This window comes from Micromonospora sp. BQ32, assembly GCF_059358895.1.
Genome location: NZ_JCADBI010000007.1, coordinates 206,078 through 218,335, shown reverse-complemented (window position 1 = coordinate 218,335; position 12,258 = coordinate 206,078). Strand labels below are relative to the sequence as shown.

13 protein-coding genes are annotated in these 12,258 nt (G+C 72.2%); 8 read left to right on the top strand and 5 right to left on the bottom strand.

Features of this window, described 5'->3' with window-relative positions; genetic code table 11:
• Positions 1–3: 3 nt before the first annotated feature.
• On the bottom strand, positions 4–1,101 hold the full coding sequence (gene hemE, locus AC5L30_RS16405; RefSeq protein WP_494868191.1) for a uroporphyrinogen decarboxylase: 1,098 nt from the start codon (positions 1,099–1,101) through the stop codon (positions 4–6).
• A gap of 149 nt (positions 1,102–1,250) precedes the next feature.
• On the opposite strand from hemE, the gene AC5L30_RS16400 reads away from it, so the two are divergent.
• The 8 genes from AC5L30_RS16400 to AC5L30_RS16365 all read left to right on the top strand — a co-directional run bounded on the left by AC5L30_RS16400 (position 1,251) and on the right by AC5L30_RS16365 (position 9,298).
• Positions 1,251–1,823, top strand: a complete 573-nt coding sequence (locus AC5L30_RS16400) for a DUF3000 domain-containing protein (protein WP_494868190.1) — start codon at positions 1,251–1,253, stop codon at positions 1,821–1,823.
• Between the two features lie 95 nt (positions 1,824–1,918).
• On the top strand, positions 1,919–3,247 hold the full coding sequence (locus AC5L30_RS16395; RefSeq protein ID WP_494868188.1) for a ribonuclease D: 1,329 nt from the start codon (positions 1,919–1,921) through the stop codon (positions 3,245–3,247).
• Between the two features lie 204 nt (positions 3,248–3,451).
• Positions 3,452–4,648: a thiolase family protein gene (locus tag AC5L30_RS16390; protein ID WP_357261901.1), complete on the top strand. Its 1,197-nt coding sequence runs from the start codon at positions 3,452–3,454 to the stop codon at positions 4,646–4,648.
• Positions 4,645–6,714 (top strand): 3-hydroxyacyl-CoA dehydrogenase NAD-binding domain-containing protein, encoded by a 2,070-nt coding sequence (locus tag AC5L30_RS16385; RefSeq protein ID WP_494868186.1) that lies wholly within the window; start codon positions 4,645–4,647, stop codon positions 6,712–6,714. Before AC5L30_RS16390 ends, AC5L30_RS16385 begins: the two co-directional genes overlap by 4 nt.
• A gap of 170 nt (positions 6,715–6,884) precedes the next feature.
• Entirely contained in the window at positions 6,885–7,703 is an 819-nt protein-coding gene (locus AC5L30_RS16380; protein ID WP_494868185.1) for a flagellar basal body-associated FliL family protein, read from the top strand.
• Between the two features lie 160 nt (positions 7,704–7,863).
• Positions 7,864–8,202, top strand: coding sequence for an ArsR/SmtB family transcription factor (locus tag AC5L30_RS16375; RefSeq protein ID WP_494868184.1), 339 nt, complete (start codon positions 7,864–7,866; stop codon positions 8,200–8,202).
• Positions 8,199–8,675: an SRPBCC domain-containing protein gene (locus tag AC5L30_RS16370; RefSeq protein WP_494868183.1), complete on the top strand. Its 477-nt coding sequence runs from the start codon at positions 8,199–8,201 to the stop codon at positions 8,673–8,675. Before AC5L30_RS16375 ends, AC5L30_RS16370 begins: the two co-directional genes overlap by 4 nt.
• The gene (locus tag AC5L30_RS16365) at positions 8,672–9,298 is read left to right on the top strand and encodes a dihydrofolate reductase family protein (protein WP_494868182.1); all 627 of its coding nucleotides are present in this window, start codon (positions 8,672–8,674) and stop codon (positions 9,296–9,298) included. The genes AC5L30_RS16370 and AC5L30_RS16365 overlap by 4 nt, the downstream gene beginning before the upstream one ends.
• Before the next feature lie 107 nt (positions 9,299–9,405).
• On the opposite strand, the gene AC5L30_RS16360 is transcribed toward AC5L30_RS16365, so the two are convergent.
• The 4 genes from AC5L30_RS16360 to AC5L30_RS16345 form a co-directional block, all read right to left on the bottom strand.
• On the bottom strand, positions 9,406–9,843 hold the full coding sequence (locus tag AC5L30_RS16360) for a VOC family protein (RefSeq protein WP_494868181.1): 438 nt from the start codon (positions 9,841–9,843) through the stop codon (positions 9,406–9,408).
• Positions 9,840–10,244, bottom strand: coding sequence for a VOC family protein (locus AC5L30_RS16355; protein ID WP_494868180.1), 405 nt, complete (start codon positions 10,242–10,244; stop codon positions 9,840–9,842). Before AC5L30_RS16355 ends, AC5L30_RS16360 begins: the two co-directional genes overlap by 4 nt.
• Positions 10,245–10,406: 162 nt before the next feature.
• Positions 10,407–11,582 carry a sensor histidine kinase gene (locus tag AC5L30_RS16350; protein ID WP_494868179.1) on the bottom strand — a complete coding sequence of 392 codons (1,176 nt, stop codon included), beginning with the start codon at positions 11,580–11,582 and terminating at the stop codon, positions 10,407–10,409.
• A complete protein-coding gene (locus AC5L30_RS16345; protein WP_494868178.1) occupies positions 11,579–12,247 on the bottom strand; it encodes a response regulator transcription factor in 669 nt (222 codons plus the stop codon). The genes AC5L30_RS16350 and AC5L30_RS16345 overlap by 4 nt, the downstream gene beginning before the upstream one ends.
• Positions 12,248–12,258 lie beyond the last annotated feature (11 nt).

The following is a 12,258-nucleotide window of genomic DNA, read 5'->3' as shown; positions in this document are numbered from 1 at the left end:
CGGTCAGCCCTGGTCGGCCCGGCGGTTGGAAAGCTCGTGCACCAGCGCGACCACCCGGGTCAGCACCTCCGGGTCGGTCTCCGGCAGCACCCCGTGGCCGAGGTTGAACACGTGCCCGGGGGCGGCCCGGCCCTGCTCCAGGATGCGGCGCACCTCGGCCTCCACGACCGGCCACGGCGCGAGCAGCACGCACGGGTCCAGGTTGCCCTGCACCGCCTTGTCCGCGCCGATCCGGCCGGTGGCCACGTCCAGTGGCGTACGCCAGTCGACGCCGACCACGTCCGCCCCGGCCTCGCCCATCGCGCCGAGCAGCTCGGCGGTGCCCACCCCGAAGTGGATCCGGGGCACCCCGGCGCCAACCAGCCCGCTGAGCACGGCGGTCGAGTGCGGCAACACGAAACGGCGGTAGTCGGCCTCGGAGAGCGCGCCGGCCCACGAGTCGAACAGCTGCACGGCGGAGACGCCGGCCTCGATCTGCACCCGCAGGAAGGCCAGCGTCACCTCGGCCAGCCGGGCGCAGAGCGCATGCCACAGCTCGGGGTCGCCGTACATCAGGGCCTTGGTCTTCGCGTGGGTGCGCGACGGACCGCCCTCGACCAGGTAGCTGGCCAGCGTGAACGGCGCGCCGGCGAAGCCGATCAGCGGGGTGTCGCCCAGTTCGACCACCAACTGCCGGACGGCCTCGTCCACGTACGAGACGTCGTCTCGGGTGATCTGGCGGATCCGCTCCACGTCGGCGGCGGTGCGGATCGGCTCGGCGACCACCGGGCCGGTGCCCGGCACGATGTCCAGGTCGATCCCGGCCGCGGCGACGGGCACCACGATGTCGCTGAACAGGATGGCCGCGTCCACCCCGTGCCGGCGCACCGGCTGGAGGGTGATCTCGGTGACCAGCTCCGGGCGGCGGCAGGACTCCAGCATCGGCACGCTCGCCCGGATCTCCCGGTACTCCGGTAGGGAGCGGCCGGCCTGGCGCATGAACCAGACCGGGGTGTGCGGAACGGGCCGACGTCGGCAGGCCCGGATGAAGGGCGAGTCGGCCGGTCCGCCGGGGCGGGATTCTCCGTCTCGGGCGACAGTGCCCGTGGTGTCCGTGGTCATCGCCGCAATCGTGCCACGCCCGCCACCCCCGACCGGGTGGGGGTGAGAGGAAGGGCACCGTTCCTTACGCCGGAGTCGAAGCGCTGGCCCCTCGGGGAGCGTCGGCGCGCCGTCGAAGCGGGCGGCGGGCGGCGGCATAGGCTGCCGACATGGCCCCCCCGATCGCGCTCCCGGAGACGTTCGCCCGCGCGGTCGCCGGGCTGCGGTCGGCCGCCCCCCGGCCGGAGATCACCCTGGAGGAGGTCGGTGCCCCCCAGCGGCTGGCCCCGTACGCGTTCGCGCTCGCCGCGACCGTGCTGCGCGACGACGACGAGGTGGCGACCGGCCGGCTGATCCTGCTGCACAACCCGGTCGGGCACGAGGCGTGGCAGGGCACCCTGCGGCTGGTCACCTACGTGACCGCCGAGTTGGAGGTCGACCTGGCCGCCGACCCGCTGCTGCCCGGGGTCGGCTGGACGTGGCTGACCGACGCGTTGGACGCCCAGGACGCCGGCTACCGGGCGATCGGCGGGACGGTGACGCAGACCATGTCGACCCGGTTCGGCGATCTCGCCGGGCCACCGACCATCGGTGACATCGAGATCCGCGCGTCCTGGACGCCGATCGACGACGACCTGACCCCACATCTGCTCGGCTGGTGCGCCCTGCTCGCCTCCACCGCCGGCCTCCCCCCACCCGGCGTCACCGCCCTCGCCGACCGCCGATCCGCCGGCGCAGCCTGATCTTCCGGGCCCGGGAGGACACTTTGCGGACACCTGGCCGACACACGCCGGACCGGCTGCACCCGCCGGATCTCCGCGCGCACTAGGGTTGGCAGGTGACCGACGAACCACCCCTGCGCCGTCGGCCCACCGAAGAACTTCCGGGAAACGCACCCCAGCACCCGCCGTCGGCCCAGCCGCAGCCGGCGGGCGAAGGGGCCGACCCGGCCGACGGTGGGCCCGTTCCGCTGATCGCCCCGCGTGACGGCACCCCTGATCCAGTCGCCGCCCCGGCCCAGCTCGCCGAGGTCGTGGCCCGCTTCGCGGCGGGCACCGGCCCGGTCGCCCTGGACGCCGAACGGGCTTCCGGCTACCGCTACAGCCAGCGCGCGTACCTGGTGCAACTGCGCCGGGCCGGTGCGGGCACAGCGCTGATCGACCCGCTGCCCCTGCCCGACCTCAGCGCGCTGGACGCGGTGATCGGTGAGGCCGAGTGGGTTCTCCACGCGGCCAGCCAGGATCTGCCCTGCCTGGCCGAGGTGGGGTTGCGCCCACGCCGACTGTTCGACACCGAGCTGGCGGCTCGGCTGGCCGGCTTCGAACGCGTCGGGCTGGCCGCGCTCACCGAGCAGTTGCTCGGGTTCACCCTGGAGAAGCACCACTCGGCGGCCGACTGGTCGAGTCGACCGCTGCCCGAGTCGTGGTTGACGTACGCCGCCCTCGACGTGGAGCTGCTCACCGACCTGCGGGACGCGCTCGACGCCGAGTTGACCCGGCAGGGCAAGTCGGCCTGGGCCGCGGAGGAGTTCGCCGCGCTGGTCCGCACCGGGGCACGCCCGCCCCGGGTCCGCGCGGAGCCGTGGCGGCGTACCTCGGGCATCCACCGGCTGCGGGGGGCTCGGGCCCAGGCCCGGGTCCGCTCGATGTGGTACGCCCGGGACCAGATCGCGGCCCGGCGCGACGCCGCTCCCGGTCGGGTGCTGCCCGACTCGGCGATCATCGCCGCGGCCGAGCTGGACCCGAAGGACGAGAGGACCCTGCTGACCCTGCCGGGTTTCGGCGGTCGGTCGGTCCGCCGGCTGGCCCGCACCTGGCTCGCCGCGCTCGACGACGCCCGGCAGCTGCCGGAGGATTCCCTGCCGGTCTCACCGGCCGTGGAGGGCCCGCCCCCGCCGCACCGGTGGGCCGAACGGGACCCGGTGGCGGCCGGTCGGCTGGCCCGCTGCCGGGAGGTCGTGATCCGCATCGCCGGTGAGCACAACCTTCCGCCGGAGAACCTGATCACTCCGGATTCGATCCGCCGGCTGGCCTGGACCCCGCCAGAGGAGGTCACCGAGGAGTCGGTCGCGGAGACCCTGCGCGGCCTCAACGCCCGCGAGTGGCAGATCGGCCTCCTCAACCCCGAGCTGACCGAAGCCCTGACCCCCACCCCGACCCTCCCCTGACCCACCCCTCGGAAGCCGGACGGACCGGGGGTGGGGTTGTGGGTGGGCAGGGGTGGGTGTGGGGTGGGCCACAGCGGGGGGTGGGGGCGGGGTTGGTTACTGGCGAGTAGCATCCGAGGGAAACGTGCCCGTGTCGGCGACCCTTGTTCGGTCCGGCGTGCCGCCTGGCGTGAAGGCCGAATCACGGTCGAATAGGAGGCTCAAGTGCCCCGTGAAGTTCGCGACGTCGTCTTCGTCGACGGCGTCCGTACCCCGTTCGGCAAGGCGGGTGGCATGTACGCCAACACCCGCGCCGACGACCTGGTGATCCGCTGCATCCGGGAACTGCTGCGTCGCAACCCGCAGCTGCCCCCGGAGCGGGTCGAGGAGGTCGCCATCGCGGCCACCACCCAGATCGGCGACCAGGGCCTCACCATCGGCCGCACCGCCGCCCTGCTGGCCGGGCTACCCAAGACCGTTCCCGGCTTCGCCATCGACCGGATGTGCGCGGGGGCGATGACCGCGGTCACCACCGTGGCCAGCGGCATCGCCATGGGCGCGTACGACATCGCCATCGCCGGTGGCGTCGAGCACATGGGCCGCCACCCGATGGGTGAGGGCGTCGACCCCAACCCGCGCATCATCGCGGAGAAGCTGGTCGACCCGTCCGCGCTGGTGATGGGCTCCACCGCGGAGAACCTGCACGACCTGGTCCCGCACATCACCAAGGCACGCACCGACGCGTTCGCGCTCGCCTCACAGCAGAAGACCGCCAAGGCGTACGCCAACGGCAAGCTCCAGGACGACCTGGTGCCGATGTCCATCCGCGACGCGGAGGGCGGCTGGGGTCTGGCCACGGTGGACGAGGCCCCGCGGGACACTTCGCTGGAGAAGCTGGCCACCCTGAAGACCCCGTTCCGCCCGCACGGCAAGGTCACCGCAGGCAACGCGGCCGGCCTGAACGACGGCGCCACCGCGAGCCTGCTGGCCGACGAGGCCACCGCCCGCGAGCTGGGCCTGCCGGTCGCCATGCGGCTGGTGTCGTTCGGCTTCGTCGGGGTCGAGCCGGAGGTGATGGGCGTCGGCCCGATCCCGTCGACGGAGAAGGCGCTGCGCCTCGCCGGGCTCAGCATCGACGACATCGGCCTGTTCGAGCTGAACGAGGCGTTCGCCGTGCAGGTGCTCGCCTTCCTCGACCACTTCGGCATCGCTGACGACGACGCGCGGGTCAACCCGTGGGGCGGCGCGATCGCCATCGGTCACCCACTGGCCTCCTCCGGCGTGCGGCTGATGACGCAGCTGGCCCGCCAGTTCGCCGAGCACCCCGAGGTCCGCTACGGCCTCACGGCGATGTGCATCGGCATCGGCATGGGCGGCACGGTCATCTGGGAGAACCCGCACTGGACGGAGGGCAACAAGTGAGTACGCTCGCCGCACCGAACGAGGTCGTCACCCGGGCGCTGCTGCGCCAGGTGAACGTGCCGGGGCTGGACCGGCCCGCCGCCCTGATCACGCTGGACAACGGCCTCGACCACACCAAGCCGAACACCTTCGGCCCGGGTGGGCTGGCGAGCCTGGACGAGGCGATCACCGCCGCGCTCGCCGCCGACCCGGCGTTCATCGCGGTCACCGGCAAGCCGTACATCTTCTGCGTGGGCGCGGACATCGTCGGCCTGCCGCAGCTCGCCGACCGCGCGCAGGCGTTGGAGATCGGCCGGCTCGGCCACCGGGTCTTCGCCCGGCTCAAGGACAGCACCGTCCCCACCTTCGCGTTCGTCAACGGCGCGGCGATGGGTGGTGGCCTGGAGCTGGCGCTGCACTGCCACTACCGGACGCTCTCCGGCGGCGCGGCGGCCCTCGCGCTGCCCGAGGTCTCCCTCGGCCTGGTGCCCGGTTGGGGCGGCACCCAGCTGCTGCCGAACCTGATCGGCATCCCCGCCGCGACCCAGGTGATCATCCAGAACCCGGTGATGCAGAACAAGATGCTCAAGCCGAAGCAGGCCGCCGAGCTGGGCATCGCGGACATCCTGTTGGAGCCGGCGGACTTCCTGGAGCGGTCCCTGGAGTGGGCCGCCGGCGTGGTCCGGGGTCAGGTCACCGTGACCCGACCCGAGGTCGACAAGGACATGTGGGCGGGCGTGCTCTACTTCGCCCGGGAGACGCTGAACCAGCGGCTGCACGGCGCGGTCCCGGCCGCGTACAAGGCGCTCGACCTGCTGGAGACGGCGAAGGACGGCGACTTCGCCGCCGGCACCGCCGCCGAGGACGAGGCCCTCGCGGACCTGGTCTTCTCCGAGGAGCTGCGCAGCGGCCTGTACGCGTTCGACCTGGTGCAGCGGCGGGCCAAGCGCCCGGCCGGCGCACCGGACAAGGGTCTGGCCCGGACGATCACCAAGGTCGGCATCGTCGGCGCGGGTCTGATGGCCAGCCAGCTGGCGCTGCTGTTCGCCCGCCGCCTCCAGGTGCCGGTGGTGCTGACCGACCTCGACCAGTCCCGGGTGGACAAGGGCGTCGGCTACGTGCACACCCAGATCGAGAAGGCCGTCACCAAGGGCCGGATGGACAAGGGCACCGCCGCCAAGCTCTACGGCCTGATCAGCGGCACGGTCGACAAGAGCGCCTTCGCCGACGCCGACTTCGTCATCGAGGCGGTCTTCGAGGACCTCGGCGTCAAGAAGCAGGTCTGGGCCGAGTTGGAGAAGATCGTCTCTCCGACGGCGGTGCTCGCCACCAACACCAGCTCGCTGTCGATCACCGAGATGGCCGCCGAGTTGGAACACCCGGAGCGGGTGGTCGGCTTCCACTTCTTCAACCCGGTGGCGGTGCTGCCGCTGCTGGAGATCGTCCGGGGCGAGCGCACCGACGACGCCACCCTGGCGACCGCGTTCGCGGTCGGCAAGCAGCTCAAGAAGTCCTCGGTGCTGGTCAAGGACGCTCCGGCGTTCGTGGTGAACCGGCTGCTCACCCGCTTCCTGGGCACCGTCTTCGCCGCCGTCGACGCCGGCACCCCGCTGGACGTGGCGAACAGCGCACTGGACCCGCTGGGCCTGCCGATGCGCCCGCTCGCCCTGCTCCAGCTGGTCGGGCCGGCCGTCGCGTACCACGTGGGCGGCACCCTGCACGCCGCGTACCCGGACCGGTTCTCCGTCAGCGAGAACCTCAAGCGGATCGCCGACTCGGGTCGACCGATCGTGGTCGACGACCAGGTCAACGAGGAGGTCGCCGCGCTGCTCGTGGTGGGTGACGAGCCGTTGACCGCCGAGCAGGTACGCCAGAACGCGCTCGACGCGCTCGCGCAGGAGATCCGGCTGATGCTGGACGAGGGTGTGGTCGCCGAGGCGCAGGACATCGACCTGTGCATGATCCTGGGCGCCGGTTGGCCGTTCCACCTGGGCGGCGTCACGCCGTACCTGGACCGGACCGGCACCTCCGAGCGGGTCACCGGCCAGCGGTTCCTGCCGCGTGGCGCGGCGAGCCTGCCGGCCTGAGGAGATCGCAGTACCACCGTCGCGGTGGTCGGGCCGTCCCTCGTGGACGGGCCGGCCACCGCGACCGTTTGTGATCGGTCGATCGCCGGTGCGGGTCTCCGCAGGGACAACGGCGGGCTCCGCACCGAGTTAGGATCACGCGTTTTGCACACCCATCTTGGAGCTGACTGATGTCCCAGCCGCCGGCCAATCCCTACGGCCCGCCGCACGATTCCCCCGACCCCTCGCAGCAGCCGGGCCAGCAGCCTGGCGGTTGGCCGCCGCCGCAGCAGCAGGGACAGCCGCAGCAGCCCGGTGGCTTCCCGCCCGCGCAGCCGGGCTTCCCGCCGGCGCAGCCTGGGTTCCCGCCCGCGCAGCCGGGTCAGCCGTACGGTGACCCGAACCTGGCCGGCGGCCCTCCCCCGGCGAAGAAGTCGAACGTCGGCAAGATCGTGCTGATCGTGTTGGCCGCGGTGCTGGTGCTCTGCCTCGGTGGCGTGGCGATCACCTGGTTCGTCGTCAAGGACGACGTGGGCGCCGTCGTGGATGCCAGCAAGACCCGGGTGGTCGCACCGGCCACCCTCGCCGGCCGCCCGAAGCTCACCACCCCGGAGCTCCAGACGGCCGCCGACCAGGCGGTCAGCGGGATGAAGACGGCGGCGGGGAACGAGACCAGCACGGTCGCCGCCTTCTACGGCGACCCGACCAAACAGGACCTCGTCATGATCACGGGCGTGTCCGGGCTGCTGTCGGACCCGAAGAAGGAGCTCGACGCCTATGTGGACGGGCTGGCCAAGCAGCTGACGGTGGGCGAGATGACGGCCGTCGACGCCGGCCCGCTCGGCGGCGAGGCGCGCTGCGGCGACGGCAAGGCCGAGACCGTGCCGCTGGGCATCTGCGTCTGGGCCGACCGGGGCAGCCTGGGCATGGTGGTGATGTACTTCAAGTCCGCCGACCAGGCGAAGGCCGAGTTCACCACGATCCGGGGCCAGGTCGAGCAGCAGTCCTGATCCGTACGACACCGGGGCCTCGGTCACCTTCGGGTGGCCGGGGCCCCTGCTGCTGCTCGGCAAGGCACCGACCGGCCACCGTCGGCACGGCGGTCACCCCGCTGCGGCCGCCGATACTTAGCCCTTGCGCTAAGTGTCATCTCCGGCAACACTTAGCCGCATGGCACAGTATTCGGCGCAGCTCGACGGCGTGTTCGTCGCCCTCGCTGACCCGACCCGGCGCTGGGTCATCCGACGCCTCGGCCACGGTCCGACCAGCGTCGGCGATCTCGCCCGCGAGTTTCCGATGACCCTTCCCTCGTTCATGAAGCACGTGCAGACGCTCGAGTCGAACGGACTGATCCACACGACCAAGTCCGGCCGGGTGCGCACCTGCGTGCTCAACCGCGAGCGCCTCGCCGTCGTCGACGACTGGCTCGCGGAGCAGCGCCGGATCTGGGAAGAGCGCACGGATCGCCTGGAACGCCTCGTCACCGATCAGCAGGAGAACCAGCGATGAATCCCGACCTGGACCTGACCATGGCGCGGGTCATCCGCGCCCCTCGCGCCGCCGTGTGGCGCGCCTGGACCGACCCGTCCCGCTTCGAGAGGTGGTGGGTACCGGCGCCGGCCCTGTGCCGCGTCGATCGCCTGGACGTCCGGCCCGGTGGCGCACTCGTGACCCGACTGAGCGAGGACGGGGTGGAGTTCGTCCCGCACCTCGACGCGTGCTTCCTCGTCGTCGACGATCTCGAACGGATCGTGTTCACCAACGTGATCGACAGCGCCTGGCGGCCCGCGAACCCCACCCCGGTTGCGATGACCGCGGAGATCACCATGCGAGATCATCCGGACGGCACGGACTACCGGATCGTCGTCCGTCACGGTGATCCTGCCGCTCGCGACCTGCACGAGAAGATCGGCTTCGCGGACGGCTGGGGCTCGGTCACCGCACAACTCGCCCGGGTCGCCGAAAGCCCGGGTGCGCCGTGAAGATCGTCCTGACCGAGTTCGTCACCCTCGACGGCGTCAGCCAGGGGCCCGGCTCGCCGACCGAGGATCCGAGCGACGGCTTCACCCGGGGCGGCTGGCTCGTGCCCTACCTGGACGAGGTCTTCGTCCGCCGTACCTCCGACTGGTTGGGTCTCGCCGACGGCCTGCTGCTCGGACGGCGGACCTACGAGGCGTTCGCCCGCGACTGGCCGCAGATCACCGACCCGAACGATCCGTTCACCGAACGGATGAACTCACTGCCGAAGTACGTCGTGACCAACACCCTGGCGGGGGGTAGTTGGCACCCGACGACGGTGCTCCACGGCGACCCGATCCACACCGTCGGCAAACTCAAGGCCCAGCCAGGGCGGGAGCTCCAGATCCACGGGAGCGCACGACTCGGCAAGGCGCTGTTGTCGGCCGGCCTCGTCGACACACTCCGACTCGTCGTCGCCCCCACCGTGGCCGGTGCCGGGCGACGGCTGCTCGACCAGCCAAACGCATCCGTCGGCCTCCGGCTGGTTCACCACGAAGCGACGGCGAAGGGTCTGCTGCTGCTCGAGTACGAGCATGTCGGCGCCGCCCCGGTGGCCGAATACGAGGGCATGAGCGCCTTCGTCTAGTCACCGCGCCCCGCCCCTGAACCTCGCGGTCAGGTCCCGCCCCAGCGCCGGGAACCAGGGCCCCGGCCACCCTCGGGTGGCCGGGGCCTCATGCCGTAGGTCGGCGGTCAGGCCGGTTCGGCAACCTCCGACGGGGCGAGCGCTGCTGCCGCGGCCCGCGCCGCCGCCGCGGCCGCCCGCTCGGCGGCGTTGCCGAGCACACAGAACTCGTTGCCCTCCGGATCGGCCAGCACCACCCAACCACCGCCGGTCGGGCCGACGTGGTCGGCGACGAGCGTCGCGCCGATGCCGAGCAGCCGCTCGACCTCCTCGGCCCGGGTCCGGTCGGCGGGTTGCAGGTCCAGGTGCAGCCGGTTCTTCACCGACTTGCCCTCGGGCACCGCGATGAACAGCACCTCCGGGCCACCCGGCGGCAGGAGCATCGCCTCCGGGTCGCCGGGGAAGTCGTCGGGCTGCCGTGGGCAGTCGAAGACCTGCGACCAGAAGCCGGCGAGGGCGTACGTGTCGTGACAGTCGATGCTGATGTTGTGGATCGTCGAACTCATGCTTGTTCCTCCGCAGTGCTGTCGACCCGCTCCCGGGCGCTGCGGAGCACGCAGAACTCGTTCCCCTCCGGGTCGGCGAGAACCGCCCAGCCCGTCCCGTCGGTGCGCCGCTGGTCGACGACCATGGTGGCCCCGAGGCCGAGCACCCGCTCGATTTCCTCGTCGCGGGTCCGGTCGACCGGTTCCAGGCAGATGTGGACCCGGTTCTTGGTTACCTTGTCCTCGGGCACCGCTTGGAAGAACATGTTCGGCGTGGCACCGTCCGGCGGCAGCAGGGCAGCTTCCGGGTCACCCGGAACGTCCTCCGGGAGCCGGGCGTAGCCGAGCACCGCCGACCAGAAGCCGGCCAGGGTGTACGTGTCGTGGCAGTCGAAACTGATGTTGCGGATCCGTGGATACACGGGTGGTCCCTCCATCTTCGGATGGGGACGCTCCGCCGCCCGGGGTCAGCCTGCGAAGACCCGGGGTGCGGAGCCTTGACTGATGGACATCGACGCACCCCCTTCACTCTCCGAGCTGACCCGTCGATCTTGCCACCGGCCGAGCGGGGCGCGCAACCCCGTTCAGCCGGCGAGGGGCACCGTTCCGGGCCCGGCCGGGGCGTCCGCCGACGGCAGGGTGACCGTCACCTCCAGGCCACCGCCGGGCTGCGCGATCACCCGTACGGAGCCGCCGTGCGCATCGCAGACCGCCCGGACGATGGACAGCCCCAGGCCGGAGCCGCGGGCGCCGGTGCGTTCCCGGCCACCGCGCCGGAACGGCTCGAACAACCCCGGCACGTCGGCCTGGTCCACCTCGAAACCGGTGTTCCCCACCACCAGCCAGGACCGGTCGCCGTCGGTGCCGGTACGCACCCAGAGCCGGCCGTGCAGGTGGTTGTAGCGGACCGCGTTCTCGATCAGGTTTCCGGCCAGCCGGTCGAGCAGCCCCGGGTCGCCGACCACCGGCGCGGACTCCAGCGACGTCTGCACCCGCAGGCCGATCCGTTCCACCTCGCGGCGCATCGCCGACAGCGCGTTGGCGGTGCCCGCCGCGAGGTCACACTCGGTACGCCGGCCCAGCTGCCGCCCGGCCTGCGCCTCGCTGCGGGCCAGCACCAGCAGCGCGTCCACCAGGCCGTTGGCCCGCTCGGAGGCGTCGCGGACCACGGTCGCCATCCGGCGGTACTCGGCGGCGTCCGCGTCGTCGTCGCTGAGCGTCACCTCGATCTCCGTCCGCATCACGGCGAGTGGGGTCCGCAGCTCGTGCGAGGCGTTCGCCACGAAACGCTTCTGCGCCTCGAACGCGGACGCTATCCGGTCCAGCATGGCGTCGAACGTCTTGGCCAGCTCGGCCACCTCGTCGTCGGCGCCCGAGTAACCGATCCGCTGGTCCAGGGTCGCCTCACCGAGCCGCTGCGCGGTCGCGGTGACCTGGTGCAGTGGGCGCAGCGCGCGCCCGGCGACCGCGTACGCGCCGGCCACCCCGACCACGCTGATCGCCAACAGTGCGACCAGGCCCTTGGCCAGCAGTTCCCCGGAAGCCGCATCGACCAGCTGCCGCTGCCACTGGGCGGCGTCCATCTCCCGGCCGTCGGAGAGCAGGACGGTCGTGCCGGGCACCAACTCGTCGGTGGGTCGCAACGCGTCGCGGACCAGCAGCCAGGCCAGCAGCACCAGGATCGCCCCGGCCCCGATGAGCAGCACACCGTTGAGCAGGGTCAGCCGCAACCGCAGGGTGGGCCGCAACCGGCGGCTCATGCGCTCACCTCGGCGGTGCGGTAGCCCGCGCCGACCACCGTCTCGATCAGCGGCGGGTCACCGAGCTTCTTGCGCAGCGTCATCACGGTGACCCGGACGATGGTGGTGAACGGGTCGGTGTTCGCGTCCCAGACGCGTTCCAGCAGCTCCTCACTGGAGACCACCGCGCCCCGCGCCTTGAGCAGTTCGCAGAGCACCCCGAACTCCTTGTTGGTGAGGTCCACCGGCACTCCGGCCCGGGTGGCCACCCGGCGGGCCGGATCCAGCACCAGGTCGGCCAGTTCGAGCACCGGCGGCGCGGCCGGGGTGGCCCGCCGGCCCAGCGCCTGCACCCGGGCGACCAACTCGTCGAAGGCGAACGGTTTGGGCAGGTAGTCGTCCGCGCCGAGCTGCAACCCCTCCACCCGGTCGGCCACGGTGCCGCTGGCGGTGAGCATCAGCACCCGGGTCAACGCGCCGGAGGCCGCCAGGTCTGCGCAGATCTGGTCGCCGTGCACGCCGGGCAGGTCGCGGTCGAGCACCACCACGTCGTACCGGGTGACGAACGCCGCCTCGTGGCCGGCGTCGCCGTCGTACGCCACGTCGACCGCCATCCCCCGCTTGCGCAACCCGCGTGCGATCGCGTCGGCGAGGTTGCGCTCGTCCTCGACCACCAGTACCCGCATCCCGGCCTCCT